At 67.8% G+C, this 24,650-nt stretch carries 22 protein-coding genes and 2 pseudogenes; 12 read left to right on the top strand and 12 right to left on the bottom strand.

Annotation, left to right across the window (positions count from 1 at the left end; all coding sequences use genetic code 11):
• Positions 1 to 47: 47 nt before the first annotated feature.
• Positions 48 to 671: a TetR/AcrR family transcriptional regulator C-terminal domain-containing protein gene (locus tag EV376_RS25165; RefSeq protein ID WP_130327175.1), complete on the bottom strand. Its 624-nt coding sequence runs from the start codon at positions 669 to 671 to the stop codon at positions 48 to 50.
• A 126-nt stretch (positions 672 to 797) separates the two neighbouring features.
• Between EV376_RS25165 and EV376_RS25160 the strand changes: the two genes are divergently transcribed.
• Positions 798 to 2,234 (top strand): MFS transporter, encoded by a 1,437-nt coding sequence (locus EV376_RS25160; protein ID WP_130327173.1) that lies wholly within the window; start codon positions 798 to 800, stop codon positions 2,232 to 2,234.
• A 157-nt stretch (positions 2,235 to 2,391) separates the two neighbouring features.
• On the opposite strand, the gene EV376_RS30355 is transcribed toward EV376_RS25160, so the two are convergent.
• Positions 2,392 to 2,595 (bottom strand): hypothetical protein, encoded by a 204-nt coding sequence (locus tag EV376_RS30355; protein WP_165438114.1) that lies wholly within the window; start codon positions 2,593 to 2,595, stop codon positions 2,392 to 2,394.
• A gap of 45 nt (positions 2,596 to 2,640) precedes the next feature.
• Between EV376_RS30355 and EV376_RS25155 the strand changes: the two genes are divergently transcribed.
• Positions 2,641 to 2,829, top strand: coding sequence for a hypothetical protein (locus EV376_RS25155; protein ID WP_130327171.1), 189 nt, complete (start codon positions 2,641 to 2,643; stop codon positions 2,827 to 2,829).
• 144 nt (positions 2,830 to 2,973) lie between these two features.
• Here the strand turns inward: EV376_RS25155 and EV376_RS25150 are convergent, their stop codons facing one another.
• On the bottom strand, positions 2,974 to 3,507 hold the full coding sequence (locus EV376_RS25150) for a GNAT family N-acetyltransferase (protein ID WP_130327169.1): 534 nt from the start codon (positions 3,505 to 3,507) through the stop codon (positions 2,974 to 2,976).
• A gap of 60 nt (positions 3,508 to 3,567) precedes the next feature.
• Between EV376_RS25150 and EV376_RS25145 the strand changes: the two genes are divergently transcribed.
• Both EV376_RS25145 and EV376_RS25140 read left to right on the top strand, forming a co-directional pair.
• Positions 3,568 to 4,176, top strand: a complete 609-nt coding sequence (locus EV376_RS25145; RefSeq protein WP_130327167.1) for a TetR family transcriptional regulator — start codon at positions 3,568 to 3,570, stop codon at positions 4,174 to 4,176.
• Between the two features lie 249 nt (positions 4,177 to 4,425).
• Positions 4,426 to 5,001 (top strand): nuclear transport factor 2 family protein, encoded by a 576-nt coding sequence (locus EV376_RS25140; protein ID WP_207228417.1) that lies wholly within the window; start codon positions 4,426 to 4,428, stop codon positions 4,999 to 5,001.
• Positions 5,002 to 5,120: 119 nt separating this feature from the next.
• Here the strand turns inward: EV376_RS25140 and EV376_RS25135 are convergent, their stop codons facing one another.
• Positions 5,121 to 6,122, bottom strand: coding sequence for an MFS transporter (locus EV376_RS25135; protein WP_486482929.1), 1,002 nt, complete (start codon positions 6,120 to 6,122; stop codon positions 5,121 to 5,123).
• A 184-nt stretch (positions 6,123 to 6,306) separates the two neighbouring features.
• Here EV376_RS25135 and EV376_RS25130 point away from each other — a divergent pair.
• Positions 6,307 to 6,606, top strand: a pseudogene (locus EV376_RS25130) (transposase); the annotation flags it as partial.
• Positions 6,607 to 6,731: 125 nt separating this feature from the next.
• Here EV376_RS25130 and EV376_RS25125 read toward each other — a convergent pair.
• The 3 genes from EV376_RS25125 to EV376_RS25115 are packed head-to-tail and all read right to left on the bottom strand — an operon-like array spanning position 6,732 to position 9,861.
• A complete protein-coding gene (locus tag EV376_RS25125) occupies positions 6,732 to 7,721 on the bottom strand; it encodes a tyrosine-type recombinase/integrase (protein WP_130324599.1) in 990 nt (329 codons plus the stop codon).
• Positions 7,718 to 8,668, bottom strand: a complete 951-nt coding sequence (locus EV376_RS25120) for a tyrosine-type recombinase/integrase (protein ID WP_130324601.1) — start codon at positions 8,666 to 8,668, stop codon at positions 7,718 to 7,720. The genes EV376_RS25125 and EV376_RS25120 overlap by 4 nt, the downstream gene beginning before the upstream one ends.
• A complete protein-coding gene (locus EV376_RS25115; RefSeq protein WP_165438021.1) occupies positions 8,665 to 9,861 on the bottom strand; it encodes a site-specific integrase in 1,197 nt (398 codons plus the stop codon). The genes EV376_RS25120 and EV376_RS25115 overlap by 4 nt, the downstream gene beginning before the upstream one ends.
• 195 nt (positions 9,862 to 10,056) lie before the next feature.
• Here EV376_RS25115 and EV376_RS25110 point away from each other — a divergent pair.
• Positions 10,057 to 11,052 (top strand): annotated as a pseudogene (locus EV376_RS25110) (IS701 family transposase); the annotation flags it as partial.
• A 269-nt stretch (positions 11,053 to 11,321) separates the two neighbouring features.
• On the opposite strand, the gene EV376_RS25105 reads toward EV376_RS25110, so the two are convergent.
• From EV376_RS25105 to EV376_RS25095, 3 genes are all read right to left on the bottom strand, one after another.
• Positions 11,322 to 12,359, bottom strand: a complete 1,038-nt coding sequence (locus tag EV376_RS25105) for a 2-oxoacid:ferredoxin oxidoreductase subunit beta (protein ID WP_486482928.1) — start codon at positions 12,357 to 12,359, stop codon at positions 11,322 to 11,324.
• Between the two features lie 75 nt (positions 12,360 to 12,434).
• A complete protein-coding gene (locus EV376_RS25100; protein WP_130327157.1) occupies positions 12,435 to 14,360 on the bottom strand; it encodes a 2-oxoacid:acceptor oxidoreductase subunit alpha in 1,926 nt (641 codons plus the stop codon).
• Positions 14,357 to 15,610, bottom strand: coding sequence for an NAD(P)/FAD-dependent oxidoreductase (locus EV376_RS25095; RefSeq protein WP_207228415.1), 1,254 nt, complete (start codon positions 15,608 to 15,610; stop codon positions 14,357 to 14,359). The genes EV376_RS25100 and EV376_RS25095 overlap by 4 nt, the downstream gene beginning before the upstream one ends.
• Positions 15,611 to 15,673: 63 nt before the next feature.
• Between EV376_RS25095 and npdG the strand changes: the two genes are divergently transcribed.
• From npdG to fdxA, 3 genes are all read left to right on the top strand, one after another.
• Positions 15,674 to 16,354, top strand: coding sequence for an NADPH-dependent F420 reductase (gene npdG, locus EV376_RS25090; RefSeq protein WP_130327155.1), 681 nt, complete (start codon positions 15,674 to 15,676; stop codon positions 16,352 to 16,354).
• Between the two features lie 11 nt (positions 16,355 to 16,365).
• Positions 16,366 to 18,951 carry a bifunctional FO biosynthesis protein CofGH gene (locus EV376_RS25085; protein ID WP_130327153.1) on the top strand — a complete coding sequence of 862 codons (2,586 nt, stop codon included), beginning with the start codon at positions 16,366 to 16,368 and terminating at the stop codon, positions 18,949 to 18,951.
• Positions 18,952 to 19,202: 251 nt separating this feature from the next.
• Entirely contained in the window at positions 19,203 to 19,547 is a 345-nt protein-coding gene (fdxA, locus tag EV376_RS25080) for a ferredoxin (protein WP_130327151.1), read from the top strand.
• A gap of 276 nt (positions 19,548 to 19,823) precedes the next feature.
• On the opposite strand, the gene EV376_RS25075 is transcribed toward fdxA, so the two are convergent.
• Both EV376_RS25075 and EV376_RS25070 read right to left on the bottom strand, forming a co-directional pair.
• Entirely contained in the window at positions 19,824 to 21,431 is a 1,608-nt protein-coding gene (locus EV376_RS25075; RefSeq protein ID WP_130327149.1) for an FAD-dependent oxidoreductase, read from the bottom strand.
• Positions 21,432 to 21,447: 16 nt separating this feature from the next.
• Positions 21,448 to 22,710, bottom strand: a complete 1,263-nt coding sequence (locus EV376_RS25070; protein WP_130327147.1) for a cytochrome P450 — start codon at positions 22,708 to 22,710, stop codon at positions 21,448 to 21,450.
• A gap of 90 nt (positions 22,711 to 22,800) precedes the next feature.
• Between EV376_RS25070 and EV376_RS25065 the strand changes: the two genes are divergently transcribed.
• The 3 genes from EV376_RS25065 to EV376_RS25055 are packed head-to-tail and all read left to right on the top strand — an operon-like array spanning position 22,801 to position 24,646.
• Complete coding sequence (locus EV376_RS25065; protein ID WP_130327145.1) at positions 22,801 to 22,992, top strand: ferredoxin; 192 nt, start codon at positions 22,801 to 22,803, stop codon at positions 22,990 to 22,992.
• A 26-nt stretch (positions 22,993 to 23,018) separates the two neighbouring features.
• Positions 23,019 to 24,335 (top strand): acyclic terpene utilization AtuA family protein, encoded by a 1,317-nt coding sequence (locus EV376_RS25060; protein ID WP_130327143.1) that lies wholly within the window; start codon positions 23,019 to 23,021, stop codon positions 24,333 to 24,335.
• Positions 24,332 to 24,646: an AtuA-related protein gene (locus EV376_RS25055; RefSeq protein WP_130327141.1), complete on the top strand. Its 315-nt coding sequence runs from the start codon at positions 24,332 to 24,334 to the stop codon at positions 24,644 to 24,646. The genes EV376_RS25060 and EV376_RS25055 overlap by 4 nt, the downstream gene beginning before the upstream one ends.
• Positions 24,647 to 24,650 lie beyond the last annotated feature (4 nt).

The following is a 24,650-nucleotide window of genomic DNA, read 5'->3' as shown; positions in this document are numbered from 1 at the left end:
CGGCTCATGAATGGATGTGAATTTCGCATCCGTGGTGGGGGCGGATCTCAGCTTTCGGCCCGGTCGATCTGTTGAGCGACGCCGTCGATGAAGACCTGCAGGCCGTAGCGGAACCGTTCCTCCGGATCGGCGCCGGTGAGCGCGACCAGCGCGGCCGAGCAGTGCGTCGACATCTCGGCGTCGAGCTTCTCGATGCGTTGACGCCAGTTGTCACCCGCCGGCAGTTCGGCCAGCGCCTGCTCCTCGATCACGTGGCCGAGCACGTAGTAGAAGAGGGCGAAGGCGAGCCACCCGGCCTGGGCCGGCGCCAGGCCGGCGGTGCAGAGTGCGGTGATCGCGCGGTCGGCGCCACGCATCGTGTTCAGGCCGGGGGCGAAGGTGCCGCCCACCACCCGGGCGCCGTCCCGGTGCGCCAGCATCGCCGACCGCATCCGGTCGCCGAGGACGTACAGCTGCCGGCGCCAGTCGGCCTCCGGCAGCGGATCGCCGAGCCCGTCGACGATCCGGTCCGCCAGGGCATCGAGCAACGCCTCCTTGTTCGGGAAATGCCGGTAGAGGGCGCTGCCCTGGACATTGAGCGCGGCGCCGAGCCGGCGCATCGTCAGTCCGTCGAGCCCCTCGGCGTCCAGCAGCTTCAACGCGCCGTCGACCACGTCAGCCTTGCGCAGCACCCGTCGCTCCTCTGGTTTGACAACGACTTGCGGTCATTCCTAGCATCAACACCGTTCACCGTGAACGGTGTTAACGTCGGCCTCATCCAGTTCCCGTGCGTGATTCTGGACCAGTGAGGAGATCACATGCTCGACTCCCGAACCGGCCTGACACCCCGCGGCGTCGTGCGGCCCCACCTGCCGCTCGGCGTCGTCGTGGCGATCTCCTGCCTGGCCCAGTTCACAGTCGTGCTCGACGCCACAATCGTCACGCTCGCGCTGCCCGACATGCGTGCCAGCCTCGAAATGTCGACCAGCCAACAGCAGTGGGTGGTCAGTGGATACCTCATCGCCTTCGGCGGTTTCCTGCTGCTGGCGGCCCGGGCCGGTGACCTGTTCGGTTACCGGCGGGTCTTCCTGGCCGGCGCGGTGATCTTCACCCTGGCCAGCCTCGCCGGTGGACTCGCCACCAGCCCCTGGATGCTCCTGGTGGCCCGCGTCTTCCAGGGCCTCGGCGCTGCGGCCCTGTCACCCACCAGCCTCAACCTGATCACCGCCAGCCACAGCGACGAGGACCGTCGCGAGCGAGCCGTCACGCTGTGGAGCCTGATGGGCGCCCTCTCCAGCGTCGCCGGGCTCATCCTCGGCGGCGTCCTGACCGCCGGCCTGAGCTGGCACTGGGTCATGTTCGTGAACGTCCCGCCCGGCCTCATCCTGCTCGTCGCCGGCCTGCTCTGGCTGCTGCCTGACCGCGACACCGGCGAACGCCGCCGCCTGGACCTCCCGGGTGCGCTCACGGCCACCCTCGGCATCGGTGCCCTGACCTACGGCTTCTCCGAGGTCGCCACCGACGGCTGGACCGAGACGAACGTGCTGATCGCCCTGATCGCCGCCGCCGTGCTCCTGATCGGCTTCGTGGCCGTGGAGGCGAAGAGCCGTCATCCGCTGATCCCGCTGACCATCTTCCGCCTCCGCACCGTCAGCATCGGAAACTTCCTGATCTTCTGCATGGGTGTCACGATGACGGCCGGCATGGTCCTGCTCTCCCTGTACTTCCAGGAGGCGCTCGACTACGACCCGTTCACCACGGGCCTCTCGCTGCTCCCGATGTCCGCCATCGTGATCGCCGGCGGTCTCGGTGCCCGCCAGCTCCTGCCCAGGGTCGGCACCCGACCGCTCCTGCTCGCCGGCGGTCTCGTCACGACCGTGGGCCTGCTCTGGATGACCAGGATGCCGGCGGAGCCGGCCTACCTGACCCACGTCCTGGGCCCCACCCTGGTGACCGGCCTCGGCATGAGCCTGCTGCTGCCCGCGGCGACGGTAACCAGCACCACCGGTGTGGCACCCGGCGATGACGGCGCCGCGTCCGGTCTGCTCAACACCTCGCGCCAGATCGGCGGGGCGGTCGGCCTGGCCGTCCTGGTCACCATCGCCACCACGACCACCGAGCGGGCCCTGCCTGACACGACGCCAGCCGAGGCCATCGTGGACGGATTCCACGCCGCCTTCCTGGTCAACGCCGCCGTGATGCTGGCGGCCACCCTCGTGGCACTGGCCCTGCCAAGGTCCGGGCGACAGTCCTGACACCGGGTGCCAGCCGGGCCGCGAGACGGACGCGGGCACGTCCCCTGCGGCAGGCGGTGCGCCGCCTCCAGCCCGCTCGGCCAACGCCGGCAGGTGAGCACGACACGGTGGTTTCCGAGGCCGACATCACCGCTCACCCCGAGCTGAAGCTGGCCCCCTACCGAGAGTGGGCATCGTCGAAGGCGATCAGCCGTCCGACGAACCAGGCGGGGTCGGCCAGGTGCGGGTAGTGGGTGGCGATCGGCGCTGATTCGACGACCGCGCCGGCTATCCGGCCGCGCAGCCAGGCCGGGTAGTCGTACGCCACGGGTAGGCCGGGCACGGACAGGTAGGGAGTGGGCGTCGACGAGTCGGTAGCCATAGGGTGGCCGGCCGCCCAGGAATCGTCCCTCCGAGTGAGGTTCCCATGTTCGACGCGTTGGTTGGGATTGGTGCAGCGACGCCTGAACAAGACGGCCTTATCGCGTGGCGCGGCTTCTCCCAGCCCTTCCGCCCGCAGCGCGACTACGCGGCCTTCGGACCCGTCGTCTTCCCGCGATCCCAGTACGACAGTGCGGTCCGCAGCGCGGCTGCCGACGCCACGGCGATCGAGTAGTCACGTTCGCGATTGGACGTCGCGGACGCTTTCATCTGCCGCAGTCAGCTCGCGGCGGCGCTGACGCGTCCGTCACTACCGGTATCCGTCGACCCATGCGCGTACAGGTGCGACGACGTTCGGACATGCCGATGATGTCGGCCCTTACCTGACGATCGAGCTTGGACGGTCCAGTTCGAGGGTCCAGGTCTGACCGACGAGGTCGTGGCCGAAGCTGTGGTGTGGTTCCTCGTCGGTGAGGGTGAACCCGAAGGCCTGGTAGATCCTGCGTGCGGACACGAGCACGTCGTTGGTCCATAGGACGACCCGTTGGTAGTGGGCGTTGCGGGCGAAGATGAGGCATTCGTCGACCAGGCGGGTGCCGATGCCGAGGCCGCGGGATGTCGGAGTGACCAGCAGGATACGCAGCTTGGCCGTTTCGGGTTCGTCGCTCGAGACCAGAAAGACGCATCCGGCCCGTTCGCCGTCGACTTCGGCGATCCAGGCCGCTTCGCGAGCCGGGTCGTGGCCGGTGGCGAAGTCGCCGACGATTCTGGCTACCAGCGCCTCGAAGTCGATGTTCCATCCGAACTGCCGGTCGTAGATCTCACCATGGGCCATCACCACCCAGCCCAGGTCGCCGGGGTGGTCGGCTCGGCGCACGGTCACGTTCGCCGGCGGCTGGTTCTGCTGCGCCATCATGAACCCCTTCCGCAAGGATACTGACACGACTGTTTCAGTGGAGGGTAGGCTACGCCCGTGTCCGAGGAGACGACAATCGCGTCCGCGCGGAAGATCGAACTGCTGGAAGCCGCCTATCGGTACTCGCTCGCGCACGGCCTGGCCGACCTGTCACTACGCCCGCTGGCTGCGGCGATCGGCTCCAGCCCCCGGGTGCTCATGTTCCTGTTCGGGAACAAGGACGGCCTGTTGCGCGAGTTGCTGGCACGCGCCCGCATCGACGAACTTGCGATGCTCGAGCACATCCAAGAACCGGGCAACACGACGGCCATCGGCCTAGCCGCCGCCATCGAGCGCGTCTGGGCGTGGCTCGTCGCCGATGAGCATCGGCAGTTGCTGAGGCTGTGGGCCGAGGCGTACACCCGCTCCCTGATCGAACCCGACGGAGTGTGGGGTGGCTTCGCCGCCACCACGGTGAGCGACTGGCTCGCCGTCCTCGCCGCATGCCAGCCCCCGCACGAGAGGGACAGCGAGAAGGGTGCCGCCCGCCGCACCCTTGCCCTCGCCATACTCAGAGGCGCCCTGCTCGACCTGCTGGCCACCGATGACCACGACCGGGTGACGGCCGCGGTCCACCACCAGCTCGCCCTGTTTGATCACCGATGCGCCGCAGTGCCCCGACCCTAACCACCTGCGCCGTCGTGACCACGTGCGGATCTGCCGCCGACCGTGCGTCTCGTGGCGCCTCGGCACGGCCGTCCGCTCAGCCGGCGCTTCAACATTCCACGTCGCGTCCAGGTGCCCTTATACCTCTTCCCGAGGGCGCCCACCGTCACTCGGTGGGAGTGCGTAGAGGAACGTTGTCAAGGTCACCAATCCATGCATATAATGAGCAGCAAATCTCTCGCCCGTGGCAAGGTTGTAAAGGAGCTGCACGTGAGTGAATTAACGTCTCTTGAGACGCGAGTCGGTCGGCTAGAGGACCGGCTCGCAATCCAGGAACTCGGTGTGCTCTACGGCTTCATCATGGACGAGCGTGACGAGGAGGGGATCCGCGAGATCTTCTGCGACGACGCGACCCTCCGCTCGGAGGACGGCGTGTTCGCCGCCAATGGGATCGAGGAGATCGTCACGACGTACCTCGGCCGCTTCGCCGCGCTGGGACCAACCAACCACTTCTCACATGGCCACGTGGTCCGGTTCGACGAGTCCGATCCCGACCGGGCGACTGGCCTTCTCGCGGGCCACGCCGAGGTCGATCGCAACGGCGTCGCGATGCAGGTCGCGTTGAGGTACAAGGACACCTACCGCCGCGTCGACGGCCGGTGGCGCTTCGCCGACCGGAAGATGGGCTACATGTACTACCTGCCGTTCTCGGAGTTGGCGACCGGCCTCGGCGACCGCAACAGCGTCCGGGCCTATGGCGACCACAGGCCGTCCGACTGGCCCGAGGTGCTCTACTCCGATCAGGGCAACGCCTTTCTCAAGGACTATCGGAGCCAGCTGAGCTAACCGACGGGTGGTCTGAGCCGGGTCGACAGCACCCGTTTCGCATCCGTTAGAGCGACCGCAAGTGCCCCACCGCGGGTTGCAGCCACGGCGCCGCGCCGGTGGCGGCCGAGGCCCGCCCACTACTCCGGTCGACGTGGGTGCTCCAGCCGGCGGCCGGGCCGGAAGGCCGGGATCGTCACCAATACGGCGATGGTCAGGCCAAAGATGGCGGCGTAACCGGCGGTGAAACCGCCGGTTAGGTCGTGAAGGACTCCGAGCAGTACCGGGGCGAACGCGCCGGCGACATAGGCGACCAGCATGACCATCCCGCTCAGCCTCGCTGCGTCCGCCTGGCTGCTCGCCACGTCCACCAGGAGCACGAGAGCCAACGTTGAGCCCCCGCCAGCACCTGTTCCGAACAAGCAGACTGCGGGCCACACGAGTCCGAGCGGGTCGATCAGCAGGCAAGCGATTCCCGCGGCGCTGGAGATCAGGACCAATGCCAGAAGGGGACGACGATCACGCGTGTAGTCCGTCAGCCAGGGCAGGGTGAGCATGCTGGTGAGCTGGACCACCTGGAAAGTCACGAAGTAGCCGGCCGCCCGCTGGTCGGGTACGCCGAGGGTGACGTACAGCGGTGTTAGCCAGGCCAGTCCACTGAAGCCGATGATCATGGTTGCGGTCGTGTACCACGTGACCCACCAAGCCGTGTGGGAGCGCCACGGCAGGGTGTGGTTAACCACGAGTCCGGACACACCGCGGGACGGGTGCGCGCGGCGTAGACGGGGAATGGCACAAAGCCACAGGGCGAGGGTCACCAGGGCAACGAGCCCCCACAGCGCAAGTGCCGGCTTCCATCCACCGAGCCAGTCGTCGGTCGGTACCGCGATCCAGGCGGCAACCGCTACACCCAGGGCAAGCCCGGTCGAGTACAGACCCATTGCGAGTCCGCGGATCTTTGGTACGTGATGGGCGATCAGGCTCGGGAGCAGGGCGGTGGCACCGCCCATGCCCGCCCCGGCCACCGCACTGGAAAGCAGGAAGATCCAGGTGTGGTTGGCCACCAAGCGAATCGAGCAGCCGGCCGCCAGGGTGCCCAGCATCACGGCGGTGGCCCGCTCCGGTCCGATCCAGGCGCCCAGCTTCTGTCCTAATACGGCAGCCCGGGTTCGTTATGTAGATGACCGGCGATGAGTTCAGCTGGGTCGGGGCTGGTGGGCGTGTCTGCGGGCATGGAGGCGGCCGCCGGTTGATCATGCACTGTTTGTGAGGACAAGTGAAGATCGTGCGGCGGCCGCTGGGCACAGCGTAGATGCCGAGGGATGGCTGGCGGAGTTCGACACCGGGTTCGCGTGGATCGCGGGCCGGTTCTTCCGGGTCGAGCCGCGCCGGCAGGCCAGGTCGTTCCTGCTCGGGTTGTTGTCGGATGTGGACAGACGGTCGTGTTGGCAGTTGGCTGAGCAGGCTGGGGATGCGTCGCCGCATGCGATGCAGCGGCTGTTGGGGGAGGCGGTGTGGGACGCCGACGCGGTCCGTGATGACGTACGGGGCTATGTGATCGACGCGTTGGGCGACCCGGGCGGGGTGCTCATCTTGGATGACACCGGTGACCTGAAGAAGGGTGTGTAATGCCGAACTCGGCATTACACACCTTATGGCGAGCCGGCGGTTATGCCGCGGCCGACGGGAATGTCGTGTGGTTGTTCGGGTCCTCACCGTCGGACGCGGCATAACTGCTGGTGGGGGCCAGGTCAGAGTTGTTTGAGGAAGGCGAGTAGGTCCTCGCTGGCCTGGTAGCGGGCGGGGTCGGTGTTCGGCGGGGTGGTCCGGGCGATGGCTTGTTCCTTGAGGGCCAGGTCGGCGTGTAGGTAGATGCGGGTCGTGGCTGGGGATTTGTGGCCGAGCCAGAGCGCGATGACGGTGATGTCGACGCCGGCGTGGAGCAAGTTCATCGCTGCGGTGTGGCGCAGGGTGTGCGGGGTGACGTTCTTGGCCTGCAGCGATGGGCAGGTGCGAGCTGCGGTGGCAGTGTGTTTGGCGACGAGGCCGGCGACGGCGTCATGGGACAGCCGCGTGCCGCGACGGGTGACGAACAGCGGGTCGGTGCCGGCTGGCCGGTGGGCGGTGAGCCAGGTGGTCAGGACGCTGACGGTGTGCGCGGTCAGCGGGGTGCAGCGGTCCTTGCGGCCTTTGCCGTGGCAGTAGACGTGCGCGCCGACGCCGAGTTGGAGGTCGCTGGCGGTGAGCGCGGTCAGTTCCGCGACGCGTAGTCCGGTCTGTGCGGTCAGTGCGAGAAGGGCGTGATCTCGGCGGCCGTGCCAGGTCGTGGTGTCGGGTGCGGCCAGCAGCGCGTCGAGTTCGGTGGGGTTGAGGAAACTCACGATCGTGGTGGTGGCCCGTTTGGTCTGGATGGCCAGGACCCGGCTGATCAGGTCGGCGTGTTCGGGTGCGTGCAGGCTGGCGTAGCGGAACAGGGAGTGGATCGCGGCCAGCCGGTTGTTGCGGGTGGCGACGGCGTTGCCGCGCTTCGTTTCCAGGTGGTGTAGGAACTCGCCGATGGTGACGGCGTCCAGGTCGGTCAGGTCGAGCTGGGCGGGGAGCCTGCCGGTCCGCTGGTGGATGTGGGTGAGCAGCAGCCGCAGCGTGTCGCGGTAGGAAGCGATGGTGTGTGGGCTGGCGCCGTACTGGGTCATCAGCCGGTCGGTGAAGAACGCCTGCAGCAGCGGGGCGAGCGCGGTCACGGCCCGGTCACCTCGCCTCGCTCGGGTGGCGTGTCCTGGTGGACTGCCGCGTCGAGGCGTTGCGCGGCCAGTGCCAGTAGCTGCGGAGTGGCCTGCAGATACCAGTAGGTGGCTTCCGGGCTGCTGTGGCCGAGGAACGTCGACAGCACCGGAAGCCGGGCCGACACGTCGACACCAGCCTCATACCAGGCGATGAGGACGTCGACCGCGAAGGTATGACGTAAGTCGTGGATGCGGGGGCGGCGGCGTCCGGGCGGAGTGTGGATGTCAGCGGCGGCCAGGAGTCTGGCGAAGATCTGGTGAACACCGCGGTGCTGGACTCGCTGGCCGGTGGCAGTCAGGAAGAACCCGGGCGAGACCGGGGTGGGGCAGAGCCGGTCGCGGCGCGCGGCGTAGCCGGCGAGCATCTGCGCCGTGGTGGGGTGCAGCGGGACCAGGCGGGTCTGATCGTTCTTGCCGGTCACCGTCACCGCCGCCTCGTGCTCGTCAACCTCGCTGCGGTCGAGCGCCAGGGCCTCGCCCACCCGCAGACCGCTGGCGGCCAGCAAGCTGATCAAGGTCTGCATCGTGGCCGCGGGCAGCGGCGCGGCGATCGTTCCCGCGGCGTGCACCAACGCCGCGACCTCCTCAGCCGAGTAGTGGTAAGGAGTCGGCCGATGCGCCCGGCCGGGCAGCAGCCCGGGCGGTGGGACCTGGCAGTCCGGGTCGAATGCCGCCAGGTAGCGGGCGAAGCCGCGCACCACCGCCAGCCGCCGTTGCCGGTGCGCGGTAGTGGTGCCGCTGGGCTCGCTCGCCCATCCCAGCGCCGCGGCAACCGTGACGGTCCTCTGGCCGTTGTGGTCGAGCCGGTCGGCGAACTCCAGCAGCATCCGGCCCTCGCCGCGAAGCTTGAAACCCAGACTGCGGCGCATCGCCAGGTACTGCTGCGCCCAGGTTCGCATCCTCATCGCGGTGCTCCCTGCGGGCAGGGCCTGGCCAACTCGGCCAGCCGGGCCTGGTCCAGCCGGGCATAGATCGCGGTGGTCCGCTGCTGGGCATGACGCAGCAACTGCCCGATCTCCTCCATCGACGCGCCGGCCGCGAGCAGATCGCAGGCCGCCGCGTGCCGCATCCCGTGCGGCCCGAACCGGGACACCCCGGCCCGGCCGCACGCGGCACCGACCAGAACGGTCACCGACGAGGTCGCCAACCCGGTGAACGGCGCCTTCACCGTGATGAACACGTTCCGCGCTGCGGTGGCCGCTCTGCCGTGCAGCAGGTAGTCGGCGATCGCCGCGCCAACATCAGCCGGCAACGGCAGCACATCGACCCGGCCGCCCTTGCCGCGCACGGTCAACTCGCCCGCCCGCCAGTCAATGTCGGCCAACTCCAGTCGGGCCACCTCACCGCCACGCACCGCCAGCCGGGCCAGCATCAACAGGATCGCGTAGTCCCGACGCCCGACCGCGCTGTCCCGATCACAGCCGGCCAGTACCGCCCGGACCTGTTCGCGATCGGCCGCCCGCAGCCGGGCCAGCTTGCGGGGCCGACCCCGCCCAGCCGGGACCGCACCGGCCAACCCGGCCGGAACGCGCCCGGTCAGGTGCAAGAACCGCAGCAGCGACCGCAACGCGGGCAGCGTCACCATGTCCAACGCCGTACTCCGCCGCCGTGTGCTCCAGTCCCGCACGAAGTCGATGACCTGCCCCGCCGACAGCCCCAGCAGCGCCTCCTCCAGCGGCCCGGACAGCCCAGTCAAGAACGTCCGAGCGCATCGCAGGTAGTGCTTCACCGTGCCCGCGGCCAGCCCGCGCTCGTCTTCCAAGTACCGGCGGTACTCGCTCAACAGCACATCCACTGGCGCCACCGCGGCAATCACCGCAGGCGGCGGGACCGCCCCCAGCCGGCGCAGATACCCCAGCACCGGCGCCAACGCCCGTTCACTGGTCCCGGCCCGGACACCAACTGACCGGCGTTCCTGCTGAAACTCCCGCACGACCACGCTGGTCAACTCACCCGTGACCAGACCACGCTCGACCAGCCAGCGGCTCAGATCCGCCAACCGGTGCACATGATCGACGATGGTGTCCGGCGAGAACCCCTGCCCCGCCAAGTCCTCGCGCAGCCCGTCAACGAACGGCGCGAGCGGTCCCTGCACCACGACTCGACGGCGACGCCGTCTCACATCCTCCGCGTCCATGATCCTCTCCTGTCTGTCGATGGACCCATCGACCAGACACGAGAAACCCTCGACCACGACGGACAACCGCTGCGTAATGCCGCGCGACGCCGAAGAATCAGCGCGCTGACCAGCATGGCTCACGAGCAACGCGGCATAACCACCGGCTCGTCATAAGGTGTGCACACCGTCGGGGTGCAGCGGCAGTACACCGGCACGGCGGGGCGGGTGGAGAACGCGCAGGTCGCGGTCTACCTCGCCTACGCCGCGCCGGGCGGTTACACGTTGATCGACCGGGAGGTCTACCTGCCCAAGGCGTGGACCGATGATCCCGATCGGTGCGCCGCCGCCGGCATCCCGGCTGACGTCGGGTTCGCCACCAAGCTCGTCCTGGCCCGGCGGATGCTCACCCGCGCCCTGGAGGCCAACGTGCCGGCGGCGTGGGCCACCGCGGACGAGGCCTACGGCGGTGACCGGCAACTCCGCCGCGACCTGCAAGACCACGGGATCGGCCACGTCCTCGCCGTGGCCCGCAGCCACCGGGTCACCGCCCGTCCGGCCGACGGCCCGCTGCGCGCCGACCGGCTCGCCGCCGACCTACCCGCCCGAGCCTGGAACCGGCTCTCCGCCGGCGCCGGGTCGAAAGGCGCCCGCGACTACGACTGGGCCTGGATCGCCATCACCGCGCCCGCCGACGAGACCACCGGGCAGCACACCCTGCTGATCCGCCGCCGGATCAGCGACGGCGAGCTGGCCTTCTACCGCTGCTGGTCACCCCAACCAGTCCCGCTGCGCGTCCTCGTCCGGGTGGCCGGAACCCGATGGTCCATCGAGACCTGCTTCCAAACCGGCAAGACCATCGGCCTGGACGAACCCCAGGTCCGCCGCTGGCACGCCTGGCACCGCCACGTCACCCTCGTCATGCTCGCCCACGCGATCCTCACCGTGATCGCCGCCCGCGAACACGCTCACCACCGGCCAGCCGACCACCAGTCGATCCCGATGACCCTGCCCGAAATCCGCCGCCTGTTCGCGAAGCTGATCACCAACACCGTCCACCCGATCAGCCACTGGCTGACCTGGTCACACTGGCGACGCCAACACCAAGCACGCGCCCAGACCAGCCACTACCGCCACCGCGCGCGGCCAATGCATCAACACGCATCTACATAACAAACCCGGGCTGCCGTACTAACGGTGCGCACAGTCCAGTGAAGAGGATCGCGATCGAGGTGAGCATTCCTTGTGCCGTGCTCGACAGCTTGAGCTCATCGGTGATCGGCGGTAGCAGCGGAGGTACCGAGCCCAGGGCCGCGCGAAGGTTGAGCCCGATCAGGGTCGCCAGCGCCACGAAAAGCCAAGCGGGAAGTAACTTGTCTTCGGGGGAGGCAGCACTCTCGTCTACGTCGTGGGGTGGAGGGACCCGTGGCTGCGTCAACGGGTTAGTCCACGGTCCATGTGTCTTTGCCGGTTAGAAGCCTGGCGAGTGCGTGAGAGGGGTCCTGGCCGGTGGTGGCGGTGCGAATCTGATCGCGGACGAGGTCGTCGTAGGTGGGGCGGTCGACGGAACGAAAGATGCCGATCGGGGCCTGGTGGAGGTGACCGGCGTCGGTGAGCCGCGACAGCGCGAATGTGGTGATCGGGTCCTCGGCGCGCGCGTCATGCACCAGCAGATCTGCGGCGTCGATGTCGGCGACCCGGACCAGGCGAACGCCGCCGGTGTCCGGGTCGAGGACGACCCCCTTCGAACCGAGCCCGTCCTCGCCGAGGGCGCCGAACCGGATCGGCTCGCCGTGCACCAGCGGGATGATTGCATCTGCCTTGGTGTCGTCCGACTTGATCGTGTCGAACGCGCCGTCGTTGAAGATGGGGCAGTTCTGGTAGATCTCGACCAGTGCGGTGCCGCGGTGCCGGGCGGCTGCGGTGAGCACCTCGGTGAGGTGCTTGCGGTCGGAGTCGATGGTGCGGGCGACGAAGGTGGCCTCTGCGCCGAGTGCGAGCGAGACCGGATTGAACGGGTTGTCCAGGGAACCCATCGGAGTCGACTTGGTGACCTTGCCGGGCTCGCTCGTGGGGGAGTACTGGCCCTTGGTGAGTCCATAGATTCGGTTGTTGAACAGCAGGATCTTCAGGTTCACGTTCCGGCGCAGCGCGTGGATCAGGTGGTTTCCGCCGATCGAGAGCGCGTCGCCGTCGCCGGTGACTACCCACACGCTCAGGTCCGCACGGCTCATAACCAAGCCGGTGGCGATCGCGGGGGCGCGACCGTGGATGGAGTGCATCCCATAGGTGTTGAGGTAGTAGGGGAACCGGGACGAGCAGCCGATGCCCGAGACGAAGACAACGTTCTCGCGTTTGAGCCCGAGCTGGGGCAGGAAACCCTGCACCGCGGCGAGCACCGCGTAGTCACCACAGCCTGGGCACCAGCGCACCTCCTGGTCGGAGGTGTACTCCTTGCGGTTTCCCCGGGACTCCGCCACCGGAACGCCGCGCAGACCCGGGAACGGGAGCTCGGTCAGATTGCGCACGTCAACGGCTCCTTGCTGGTTGCCAGCTCAGCTCTGGTCGGCTGAGTCTGGGGTGGACAGGTTCTTGACGATGCCCATGAACACGCCGTAGAGCTCCTCGGCTCGGAACGGCATCCCCCGAACGGCTGTGTGGCTATGCACGTCGACGAGGTACCTGGCCCGCAGCAGCATCGACAGCTGTCCGAGGTTCATCTCCGGCACGATCACCCGGTCATAAGAGCGCAGGATGTCGCCGAGGTTCGACGGGAACGGGTTCAGATGCCGTAGGTGAATCTGTGCGATGTCGTAGCCGGCCGCGCGTACTCGCCGTACTCCTGCCCCGATGGGGCCGTAGGTGGAACCCCAGCCGAGCGCCAGCACGCGGGCCCTGCCGGACGGGTCGTCCACCTCGAGGTCGGGGATCGACCGTGCCACGCCGTCGACCTTGGCTTGCCGGGTGCGGACCATCAAGTCGTGGTTGGCCGGGTCGTAGGAGATCTCGCCAGTGCCGTCCTTCTTCTCGATTCCACCGATCCGGTGCTCCAGACCAGCGGTGCCAGGAGGCGCCCAGGGGCGGGCAAGCGTGTCGGGATCCCGCTTGTAGGGATGGAAAGCCTCGGTCCCATCGGCGGCGAGGTGGTTCGGGCTGGTCGCGAACGCGGGGTCGATGGTCGGCAGTTCCGAGACGTCCGGGATCCGCCATGGCTCGGAGCCGTTGGCAAGCATCCCGTCCGACAGCAGAATCACCGGAGTCCGGTAGGTCACTGCGATCCGGGCCGCCTCGACCGCGGCATCGAAGCAGTCGGCCGGCGACTGCGGCGCCACAATCGGGATCGGCGCTTCGCCGTTGCGGCCGAACATCGCCTGCAGCAGGTCAGCCTGCTCGGTCTTGGTGGGCAGACCGGTCGAGGGGCCGCCCCGCTGCACGTCGATCACCAGCAGCGGAAGCTCAAGCATTACAGCTAGTCCGATGGTCTCCGACTTCAGCGCGATTCCGGGTCCGGACGTGGTGGTCACCCCGAGCGACCCGCCGAACGAGGCGCCGAGGGCGGCACCGATGGCCGCTATCTCGTCCTCGGCCTGGAAGGTGGTCACACCGAAGTTCTTGTGCTTGCTCAGCTCGTGCAGGATGTCGCTGGCCGGGGTGATCGGATAGGCGCCCAGCAGGACGTCCAGTCCGCTGAGCTGACCGGCGGCAACGATCCCGTATGACAGCGCGACGTTTCCGGTGATGTTGCGATAGGTGCCCGTCGGCATCGTGGCCGGCTTGACCTCGTACCGGACCGCGAACGCCTCGGTGGTCTCACCGAAGTTCCAGCCGGTCTTGAATGCGGTGAGGTTGGCGTCTCGGATTGCTGGCTTCTTCGCGAACCGGGCCTCGATGTAGTCGATGGTGCCCTGGGTCGGCCGGCCGTACATCCATGACAGCAGGCCGAGCGCGAACATGTTTCTTGCCCGGGCGGCGTCCTTGCGGGAGAGACCAAACTTCTTGACTGCCTCGATGGTCATTCCGGTCAGGTCCAGCGCGTGGAGGTTGAAGTCGTCGAGCGACCCGTCCTCAAGCGGATTGTCCGAGTAGCCGGCCTTGCTCAAGTTGCGGGAGGTGAAGTCGTGTGAGTCCGCGATGATCGTGCTACCGGCCCGCATGTCGGTGATGTTCGCCTTCAGGGCTGCCGGGTTCATCGCCACCAGTAGGTCGGGACGGTCGCCCGGCGTCAGGATGTCGTAGTCGGCGAAGTGCACTTGGAACGAGGACACGCCAGGGATGGTGCCCTGCGGGGCCCGGATCTCGGCCGGGAAGTTGGGCAGCGTCGACAGGTCATTGCCGAATGACGCGGTCTCCTGGGTGAACCGATCCCCAACCAGCTGCATCCCATCGCCGGAGTCCCCGGCGAATCGGATGATCACCCGGTCTAGCCTCTCGATCTGGAGATCTCGACTGCTTGCGCGTGTGGTCTCGGTGCTCGACGTCATCGCGTGCCCTCTTTCAGGAGCTCGGCGGCTGCTGCCGGTGGGTTGGCGTCGATCAGCGCCTGGCGATAGGTGATCATCTGCTTCGGCATGCCCAGGAGGACGACGCCGACCAGGATGGTGTCGCGGTAGTAGCCGAGTACCGCCTCGGACGTCAGGTCCCCCTCCAGGACGCGGACGTCGTCTCGCCCGAGGGCGGGGATTCCGAAGGACTGGATTCGGGTGCCGTACTGGTCGCTCCAGAACGTGGGGAGTGGGTTGAATGCCGGACCTGCTACCGGCTTTCCAATGATTCCGGCGACGAGCGAGCGTGCCGCGTGGCCGGCCATGTCCGTGGGCATCGTCCAGTGCTCGACGCGGCATGGCATGCCTCGGAACATGGGTACTGGGAACCTGGCAACGTCGCCGATGGCCACCACGTCGTGAAGTGGGCCGGCCGCAGTCAGTGGGTGTAGGTCCGCGTCGCACAGAACCCCGTTGGTGAGGTCGAGGCCCTGTCCGTCGAGCCAGTCGGTGTTCGCGGTGGAGCCCACTGCTTCGACGACGACGTCGGCGACGATCTGACTGCCATCGTCGAGTTCGACGGTCATCGGGCCGTCGGCGGTCTCTCGATGCAGGGCCGCCACGGTCCGCCTGGTCCGGAACCGGACGCCGTGGCTCTCATGCCGGCGCTGTACCTCGGTCCCGAGGAGTTTTCCGGCAGGGCCTTCGAGCGGCACGGAAAAGGCTTCGACAACAGTTACCTCGCAGCCGAGCGAAACCGCTGTGCTTGCGACCTCGCAGCCGATGAACCCGCCGCCGATGACGACCACTCGGCGGGCGTTTCCGAGGGCCGCGCGGAGCGCCCTGGCGTCCTCGATGGTTCGCACGACGTGCCGCCACGAGCGGGGGGCAGCGAGGTTAAGCCGCCGTGCGGACACTCCGGTCGCGATGACCAGGCCGTCGTACGGCAGGGTGGATCCGTCGCCGAGGCTCAGCGTCCGGTCGTTCAGGTCAGCCGACCGAACCGTTGTGCCGAGGCGCCATTCCACGTCGGCGGTGGACGGTCGCTGCCGGAATGCGAGGGCCGTGGGGTCCACTCCATCGCGCAGGGCCGTTTTGGTAAGCGGTGGTCGGTTGTACGGCGGATGGGGCTCGCTACCGATGACGGTGACCTGCTCGACCCAGCCGACGGCGCGCAGTTGTTCGGCTGCTCGTAGCCCGGCCAGTCCGGCGCCGACCACCACGACCGCTCTTGTCATCCAGCCCTCCACCCTTGTGCCATTCTATGCATATGATTATCCTTAGAAGCCAATTCGGCAAGCTGAGGAGTCAAGATGAGCACCGACGTACACGACCAGGTCGTGGACCGGGTCGCTGGCAAGATCGTCGGGATCGTCGGTGGAACCGGCCCGCAGGGCAGGGGACTGGCCCGCCGGTTCGCTGCCGGCGGACTGCAGGTGATAATCGGATCTCGGTCCGCCGAACGCGCGGCGGCTGCGGCTGCCGAACTGGGTGGCAGCGTCCGTGGGACGACCAACGAGGAGTGCGCCGAGGCCGCGGATATCGTGCTCGTCACCGTGCCCTGGGAAGGGCATCGGAGTCAGGTCGAGGCGTTGGCCAAGGAGTTGGCGGGCAAGGTCGTCGTCGACTGCGTCAACCCCCTGGCCTTTGACAAGATGGGCCCGTTTGCGCCTCGCGTTCCCGAAGGCAGTGCGGCCGAGCAGGCCCAGGCGCTGCTCGCCGACGCGACCGTGGTCGCCGCCTTCCACCACCTGTCTGCAGTGGCGCTGCTCGACGACACGGTCGCGAAGCTGGAAGCCGACGTGCTGGTGGTGGGCGACGACCGTGAGGCCACGAATCTGGTGCAGGATCTCGCCGGCCGGATCGCCGGCTGCCGAGGGGTGTACGCGGGACGGCTCCGCAACGCCGGCCAGGTCGAGGCGCTGACAGCCAACCTCATCGCCATCAACAAGCGCTACAACGCGCACGCATCGCTGCGCGTCACGGACATCTGAGAGCCGCCGCCATGTCTTCGGTGCGCCCCGACGTCTCGTTCCCGACGCCACGGGAGGTATCCCGCGCCGTGGCGCGAACCCGAGACGGAAAGTCAATCGACATCGCGGAGGCGACCGCGCTGTTGGCCGCTCGCGGCGAGCAGTTGACCGACCTGATGACCGCCGCCGCTCGGATGCGTGACGCCGGGCTCGTCGCGCTCGGGCGGCCGGGCACGGTCAGCTACAGCAGGAAGGTGTTCATCCCACTCACGCGGCTGTGCCGCGACCGCTGTCACTACTGCACGTTCGTGTCGACTCCGAGCCGCCTTGCGCGAGCCGGCGAGCCACCGTATCTGAGTCCCGACGAGGTTCGCACGATCGCCGCTCACGGTGCGGCGCTCGGCTGCAAGGAAGCGCTCTTCACTCTTGGTGACCGTCCTGAGGACCGCTGGCCCGAGGCTAGGCAATGGCTCGACGAACAGGGCTACGACTCGACGCTCGACTACCTGCGGGCAATGGCAGTGCTGGTGCTGGAGGAGACCGGCCTGTTGCCACACCTCAACCCGGGCGTCATGACCTGGGCGGAGATTAACCGGCTTAAACCTGTCGCGCCGTCGATGGGGATGATGCTCGAGACGACGTCCACGAGACTCTTCGCCGAGCGTGGCGCTGCTCACTACGGCTCGCCGGACAAGGATCCCGCGGTCCGCTTGCGGGTCCTGGAAGACGCTGGGCGGTTGAGCGTCCCTTTCACCACCGGCATCCTCGTCGGAATCGGAGAGACCCTGCGGGAACGAGCCGAGTCGATCTTCGCGATCCGACGGATCGCCCGCCAGTACGGGGCCGTGCAAGAGGTCATCATCCAGAATTTCCGGGCCAAGTCGGATACTGCGATGCGCAGGCACGGTGACCTCGGGCTCGAGGAGTATCTTGCTGCCATCGCGACGGCACGGGTCGTGTTCGGGCCGGGCATGCGCCTGCAGGCGCCACCGAACCTGGTCGAGCCTGAAGCGTGCACGGCCCTCCTGGCTGCGGGCATCGACGACTTTGGTGGCATGAGTCCGCTGACGCCGGACCACGTGAATCCCGAACGTCCGTGGCCTGAGATCGAGAAACTGAGCCGAGCCTGCGAATCAGTCGGTTTCCGACTCGTGGAACGACTCACCGCGCACCCGCCCTATCTCCGGGAACCTTGGCTCGATCCGCGGCTCGGGCCGCACGTGGCTGCGCTTGCGGGTCCGGCGGGGCTGGCCCGGACCGACGTCACACCGCGCGGCATCCCCTGGCAGGAGCCGGATGGCGCGTACGACGGGCAGGGCTGGTCATCTGCTGGGCGTACCGACCTGCACGCGAGCATTGACCGCGAGGGGCGTATGTCGGACCGCCGGGAGGACTTCGACGACGTCTACGGCGACTGGAACGCTCTCCGTGAGGGGATCGCCGGCGGCCCGGAGCCACGCGGCATTGTCCCTGCTCGAATGGACGCGGCCGGGAAGGAGGCGCTGGCTGCGGCGGAACGGGATCCAGCCAGCATCAGCGAGCGGCACGCGCTCGCACTGGTCACTGCCGACGGCGATCTTCTCGAACAGCTGTGCCGACTTGCGGACGACCTCCGCCGGGAGGCAGTCGGTGACGACGTCACCTACGTGGTGAACCGCAACATCAACTTCACCAACGTCTGCTACGCGGGCTGCCGGTTCTGCGCGTTCGCGCAACGGCGCACGGACGCCGACGCCTACACGCTCTCCTTGGACGAGATCGGCAGGCGAGCCGAGGAGGCGGTAGCCGCCGGGGCGACCGAGGTGTGCATCCAGGGCGGCATCCATCCGGATCTGCCAGCTTCGGCGTACTTCGATATCGCTGCCGAGGTGAAGCGTCGGGCGCCGTCCCTGCACCTGCACGCGTTCAGCCCCATGGAGGTGATGAACGGCGTTGCCCGTACCGGTCTGTCCATTCGCGACTTCCTGCTGAAGGCGCGCGAATCGGGCGTGGATTCGCTGCCTGGAACGGCAGCGGAGATTCTCGACGACGATGTCCGATGGGTGTTGACCAAGGGCAAGCTTCCCGCCTCGCAGTGGATCGAGGTTATCCGGGCCGCGCACGCGATCGGGCTCCCCACGACATCGACGATGATGTACGGCCACGTCGATCATCCGGGCCATTGGGTCGCGCATCTGCGTGTCCTCGCGGATATCCAGCGCGACACCGGCGGGTTCACCGAGTTCGTACCGCTCCCGTTCGTGCACCAGTCGGCACCCATCTATCTTGCCGGGATTGCCCGGCCCGGTCCCACCGAGCGCGACAACCGTGCCGTGCACGCACTGGCGAGGGTGATGCTCCACGGGCTGGTTCCGAACATCCAGACCTCCTGGGTGAAGCTCGGCCCGGACGTGTGCACCAAGGTTCTCCACGGCGGCGTGAACGACCTGGGCGGGACGCTGATGGAGGAGACCATCAGCCGGATGGCCGGGTCCACCAACGGCTCCCGGCGTTCGGTGGCCGAACTCGAGGAGATGGCGGCCCTCGCCGGCAGGCCGGCCCGTCAGCGCACGACGCTCTACACCGATCCGCGGCAGTCGACACAACAGGGAGGCGGCCATGAGCACAGGCTCGCCTGAGGCTGCGGTCATCGCCGTTGGGCATCGACGGGAACCGGGTCGAGGAGGCCGCCGGCCGACGGCGGTGGACATGTCCTGTCGGTGAGCGGATATCGAGCTCGGTCTGCGCGCCATCGGCTGGTGCGCAGCGCTTACGACAACAGGAACTTGCTGCAGCCGCGGCTTCGCGCGTGGCATGGACTACCCCCGGCCTACCTGGCGGCCGACGAGTTGACCGGCGAGCCGGTGCTCGACCTGAAGGAGAATCCAACATGACCTACGTCATCTCGCTACCGTGCGTGGACCTCAAGGACCGCGCCTGCGTGAATGAATGCCCGGTGGACTGCATCTACGAAGGCTCACGGATGCTTTATATCCACCCCGATGAGTGCGTCGATTGCGGTGCCTGCGAGCCGGTCTGCCCGGTCGAGGCGATCGCCCATGAGGACGACGTGCCGGAGGACCTCAAGTCATTCCACGCGGCCAACGTCGAGTTCTTCGCCGGGCTGGGCTCACCGGGCGGGGCATCGGGACTCGATTTCACCGACCGGGACCACCCGATGGTCGCCGCGCTCCCGCTTCAGGAACACCATCCTGAGCTGCGGCGTGACCAATAACGAGGGCTGCCGGCGGGGGACTTCGGGCGCCTGGGCAGGCGCGGCTGGACGTACCAAACCGGCTGGTCCGGCCAGGCCGGATTCGGGGTTGTCGCCTAGCCTTCGCGGCGGAGGTGTCGGTGCGAGGGTGGTTGGTGATCGGACGACCCCGGGCACGTTTACGCGTACCAGCCTGGACGTCGAGCCGGTACGCCGCGAGGGGCTGGGACATGAGTGTCCCAGCCCCTCGTTGCGTGCTGTCGGCACCGAGCGTCGTCTCGATACCGAACGTCGTCGTCAGCGGCCCTTTGCTGCCCGCCGACCAGCCCGGTAGCCGAAGACCAGCGCAGGGCCGAGAGTGCCACCGGCGCCCCCGTAGACCATGCCAGTCGCACCGGCCATCGCGTTGCCCGCGGCGAACAGGCCGGGGATCACCTCGCCGTCCACGCCGAGCACCGCACCGTCGGCGTCAGTGCGTGGGCCACCCTTGGTGCCCAGCGCCGACGAGACCAACTCGACGGCGTAGTACGGGCCTTCGTCGAGCGGTCCGAGAGTCGCCATCGGCCCCGGGTATTTGGTCCGGTCACCGCACCAGCCGTCGTACGCGCTGTCGCCCCGATTGAAGTCATCATCGTGCCCTGAGGCGACCAGGTCGTTGAACCGGGCGACCGTCTTCTCCAGCTGGTCGGCCGGCACGTCGATTTTCCTGGCAAGCGAGGCCAGCGAGTCCGCGCGCACAGCCCATTCTGGTGCCGGTCCGCCAGGGCCGACCCCAAAACCGCCGTACCGCTCGACGAACCCCTGGTCGAAGACGAGCCAGCAGGGCTGGTTGAGATAGCTGAAGGAGGTGGGATCGAACTGGTGGAATGCCCCGCCCAGCGCGTTGTAGTTTGCGGCTTCGTTGGTGAAACGCCTGCCGAACCGATTAATCATTATCGACCGGGGAAGCGTCCGCTCCCGCAGTATCAGCATCACCGGCTGGTGATCGTCGGCATGTGCTTTCGGGAGGGCGGCTACCGGGACCCACCACGCCTCACGCATGTTGCCAAGCTGCGCGCCGATCCTCATCGCCATCCGCAGGCCGTCCCCGGTGTTGGTGGCAACGCCGGCGGGATACTTGATCGGGCCGCGGAGGAAGTCACGGACTAGGGCCTCGTCCGACTCGAATCCACCTGTGGCGATGACCACGGACCTGGCCCACACCTCACGGGTCCCGTCGGGGATGTCGAAGCGGACACCACGCGCAGCGCCGTTGTCCATCAGCAGTTCGATGGCACGGTGCTCGAGATGTGGCACGACACCATGCTCCAAGCACCCCTTGAGCAGCGCGCCTACCATCGCCCGGCCGAGTCCCTCGATGGATCGGGATCGTCGTTGGGCCTCCACCTCGGGATCGACGACGCCGGTCCCCCCACCGATGGGGGTCTCGGTGACCCGCATCGGTCGAGTCACGCCGACCATGCGGTCACCCCAACCGCGGATCTCGTCGAAGGAGAAGAGCTCCGGCTCCAGGGACCGGCCGCCTTGGGGCTTTCCGCCCGGGTGCTCCGGATGATAGTCGGGAAACCCGGGCACGAGCCGCAGCTTGAGCGGCGTTGCTGACTCCAGCCACTCGATCAGCTCCGGGCCGGTGTCGATCAACGCCTCGGCGAGTTCGGGCAGGATCATTCCGTGCGACAGGGACGCCAGGTAGGCCAGGGCGTCCTCGCGTGAGTCCGCGACGCCGGCCTGTGCGGCGTACTTGTTATTCGGAATCCAGGCCACGGCGCTGGACAGCGCCGTGGTGCCGCCGACTTTGTCGGCCTTCTCGAACAGCCCGACGGACGCGCCGGCGTCTGCGGCGGCGAGCGCCGCGGTGAGTCCGGAGGCCCCGGTGCCGAGGACAACGACGTCGTAGGACTCCATGCAAGGGCCGCCTAGGTCAGTAGGAGGGGGTGGTGGCCTCGGGGGCCGCCGACGGGAGGATCCGGGGACCGGGCGTGAAGGTGACAGGGATGCTGACGTAGCCCGTGTTGGTGCCCTGGTGCGGGTAGGGCTTCAGCGCATCGAGGTCGACCTCGTAGTCGGGAAGCCGGGTGAGGATCTGGCTGAGCAGCTCTTTGGCCATGAACCGTCCGAGGTTGGAGCCGGCGCACCGGTGCACCCCGATGCCGAAGGCGGTGTGCCGGTTCGGCCATCGGTGGATGTCGAGCTTGTCGGGATTCTCGAATTGGTTCGGGTCGCGGTTCGCGGAGGCCCAGGACAGCAGCACTCGGTCGCCCTTCTTCATCGGGCAACCGAGCTTGTCGGTGTCCCGGGTGACGGTCCGGGCCAGCGCCTGGGTGGGGGAGAAGTAGCGGAGGAACTCCTCGACGGCCTTGTCCAGCAGTGAGAGGTCGGCTTGCAGTTCGGATCGGACCTCGAGGTTCTGGTACAGCCACACCACGGTGTTCGAGACGAGCGACGCGGTGGTGCCCACGCCGCCGGACAGTAGCAGGTCGACCATCGCGAACACCTCGTCGTCGGTGACCGGTCGGCCGTCGACTTCCTGCTGCACCAGGTAGCTGATGATGTCGTCGGTCGGCCTTGCCCGCCGGGTGGCGATGACCTGGCGCGTGACCTTCTCGAGGCGGGGCAGGTCGAGCTTGACGGCCTGCTCGAACTCGTCCGTGCCGGGCACTGCGATGAGCAGGGCGTGGAAGGCGCTGGCGTAGGTCTTCCAGTGCTCGATCGGCAAGCCGAGCCAGTCGACCGTCACGATGGCGGGCACCCCGATGACCGACGTCATGTCGGCCGCCCCGACCTCGATGATGTCGTCGATGAAGGCGGTGACGTAGTGTCTGACCATTCGCTCCATCCGCTCGACTGCGGCCGGTGCGGTGATCGGGTTGATGATCTTTCGCCACTTCCGGAACTCCGGCGGGTCGATCTCGATCGGGATGTGGAACGGCGCGGGGGTCTTCGGGATCACCACCGACAATCCCTCACCGCCGTAGCTGTTGCGTTCAGAGGAGAAGGTGGCGTCGTCGCGCGCAGCCTCGAAGACGGCCTTGTAGTCCGAGAGCACCCAGTACCCGCCGTGCGCCTCGGACCACGCCACCGGCGTCGTCTCCCGGAGGGCCTTGTAGGAGCCGGCTGGGTCAGCGGAGTGCTTGTCGGAGTTGTGGTCGAACTGAACGACCGGACAACGGACCGTTTCCGTCATGTCGACGCCTCCCTAGGGTTCCCTTTACTCTGATCATCGTTATACTCGATGCCGCCGGTGTCAAGGTGAGGCTTCACCGAGGAGGAGCAGATGAAGGTGCGCGTTGTCGAGGACAAGTGCCAGGGCCATGGCCTGTGCCGTCTGAGCGGCCCTGAGCTCTTCCACGCGCGTGAGGAGGACGGGCACGCGTATGTGAAGGACGAGAACGTGCCGTTCGGCATGGAGCACGAGGCGCAGCTCGCCGCGGACAGCTGTCCCGAGCTCGCGATCGAGGTCGACTGACCGTGCCCAAGGCGTTGGCTCCGGTTGTGAGTATCGGATCGGGTTCGGCGTACGCCAACGACCGGCTGGAGCCGGCCGCGGCCATGGCCGACAGCGGTCGGGTCTCGTTCATGGGCTTCGACTGCCTGGCCGAACGGACCATGGCGCTCGCCCATGTCCGGCGTCGGCAGGACCCCTCGGCCGGGCAGGACGAGCGCATCGGCGCCCTCGTCCCACTGCTGCGTGGCTACCTGTCCCAGGGCGGCAAGGTGGTCGGCAATTTCGGCGCGGCCAACCCCGACGCCGCCTACGAGGAGTTCGCGGCGCACCTGCGCAAGCTCGGCCTGCCGGGTGTGCGGATCGGTGTCATCCGCGGGGACGATGTGCACGACTTGGTCACCCGGCTGGACTGCGCGCTGCCTGAGCTAGGTACCACGGTAGGCGCGCTCGGTGATCGGGTCGTCTCGGCCAACGCCTACGTAGGTGCCGCGCCGATCGTCGACTGCCTTCGCGAGGACGCACAGATCGTGCTCGGTGGCCGCCTCGCAGACCCGTCGCTGTTCGTCGGGCCGATCTGCCACGAGCTGGGGTGGGATCTCACGGACTGGGACCGCGTCGGGCACGCCACCATGGTGGGCCACCTGCTCGAGTGCGGCGTGCACTCCACCGGAGGCAACTTCGAGGATCCGCCGTACCGGGTGGTCCCAGACCCGCACAACCTCGGCTACCCCCTGGCCGACGTCGAGGACGGATCGGTCGTGATCACGAAGCTGCCCGGCACCGGCGGCGCCGTCAACGAGCTCACCATGAAGACCCAGCTGTACTACGAGATCCACGATCCTGAGCGCTACCTGACGCCCGACGTAACCGCGGACTTCACCGGCGTCACCATCGAGGACCTCGGAGACAACCGGGTCCGCCTCTCCGGCGCCCGGGGTCGGGAACGGCCCAGCCACCTCAAGGTGCTGGTCGGCGTGGATCAGGGCTGGCGGGCCGTCGGGGAGATGTCCTACGGCGGACCGGGCTGCGTTGATCGCGCGCGTCGGGCCGAGGAGATCGTCCGCGCCAGGCTGGAGGCATTTGGCAGCGACATCGACGATCTACGGGTCGATCTGCAGGGCATGGGATCGCTGTTCGGTGACCGCCTGGTCGGTGGCGAGCCGACCGAGGTGCGCCTCCGCCTCGCGGTCCGTACGCCGAACCTGGAGGCCGCCCGCGCCGCCGTGCACGAGGTCGAACTCCTCTACTTCGGGCCAGCCGGTGGCGGTGGCGCTACCGGGAACGTGGTTCCGGCACTCGGTGTCACCCCCGCCTACGTGCCGCGGGATCAGGTTCGGCTCGAGACCGAGGTGCTGGAGTCATGAAACTGCGCGAGATGGCCTACAGCCGGTCCGGCGACAAGGGCGATGTCAGTAACATCTGCGTGTTCGTCTACGACCAGGCCGACTACCCGAGACTGGTTGAAATGCTCACCGCCGACGTCGTCCGCGAGCACTTCGGAGCGCTGGTCAACGGCAACGTGGTCCGGTACGAGCTACCCAACGTGCACGGCCTCAACTTCGTGCTGGACAAGGCCTTGGACGGCGGCGTCTCGATGACGCTGCGAGTGGACCCGCATGGCAAGTCCTTCCAGTCCCTCATTCTCGACATCGACCTTCCCGGAGACCAGCGGTGATCAG

This window comes from Micromonospora sp. CNZ295 (assembly GCF_004217535.1).
This window is presented reverse-complemented; position numbering and strand designations above follow the sequence as displayed.

Excerpts from the sequence above, each read along its gene's own strand:
- EV376_RS25120 (WP_130324601.1), bottom strand. The coding sequence starts at position 8,668 with ATGAGGATGCGAACCTGGGCGCAGCAGTACCTGGCGATGCGCCGCAGT.
- EV376_RS25155 (WP_130327171.1), top strand. The coding sequence starts at position 2,641 with ATGTTCGACGCGTTGGTTGGGATTGGTGCAGCGACGCCTGAACAAGAC.
- EV376_RS30355 (WP_165438114.1), bottom strand. The coding sequence starts at position 2,595 with ATGGCTACCGACTCGTCGACGCCCACTCCCTACCTGTCCGTGCCCGGC.
- EV376_RS25065 (WP_130327145.1), top strand. The coding sequence starts at position 22,801 with ATGAAGGTGCGCGTTGTCGAGGACAAGTGCCAGGGCCATGGCCTGTGC.
- EV376_RS25075 (WP_130327149.1), bottom strand. The coding sequence starts at position 21,431 with ATGGAGTCCTACGACGTCGTTGTCCTCGGCACCGGGGCCTCCGGACTC.
- fdxA (WP_130327151.1), top strand. The coding sequence starts at position 19,203 with ATGACCTACGTCATCTCGCTACCGTGCGTGGACCTCAAGGACCGCGCC.
- npdG (WP_130327155.1), top strand. The coding sequence starts at position 15,674 with ATGAGCACCGACGTACACGACCAGGTCGTGGACCGGGTCGCTGGCAAG.
- EV376_RS25160 (WP_130327173.1), top strand. The coding sequence starts at position 798 with ATGCTCGACTCCCGAACCGGCCTGACACCCCGCGGCGTCGTGCGGCCC.
- EV376_RS25100 (WP_130327157.1), bottom strand. The coding sequence starts at position 14,360 with ATGACGTCGAGCACCGAGACCACACGCGCAAGCAGTCGAGATCTCCAG.
- EV376_RS25055 (WP_130327141.1), top strand. The coding sequence starts at position 24,332 with ATGAAACTGCGCGAGATGGCCTACAGCCGGTCCGGCGACAAGGGCGAT.
- EV376_RS25070 (WP_130327147.1), bottom strand. The coding sequence starts at position 22,710 with ATGACGGAAACGGTCCGTTGTCCGGTCGTTCAGTTCGACCACAACTCC.
- EV376_RS25150 (WP_130327169.1), bottom strand. The coding sequence starts at position 3,507 with ATGGCGCAGCAGAACCAGCCGCCGGCGAACGTGACCGTGCGCCGAGCC.
- EV376_RS25085 (WP_130327153.1), top strand. The coding sequence starts at position 16,366 with ATGTCTTCGGTGCGCCCCGACGTCTCGTTCCCGACGCCACGGGAGGTA.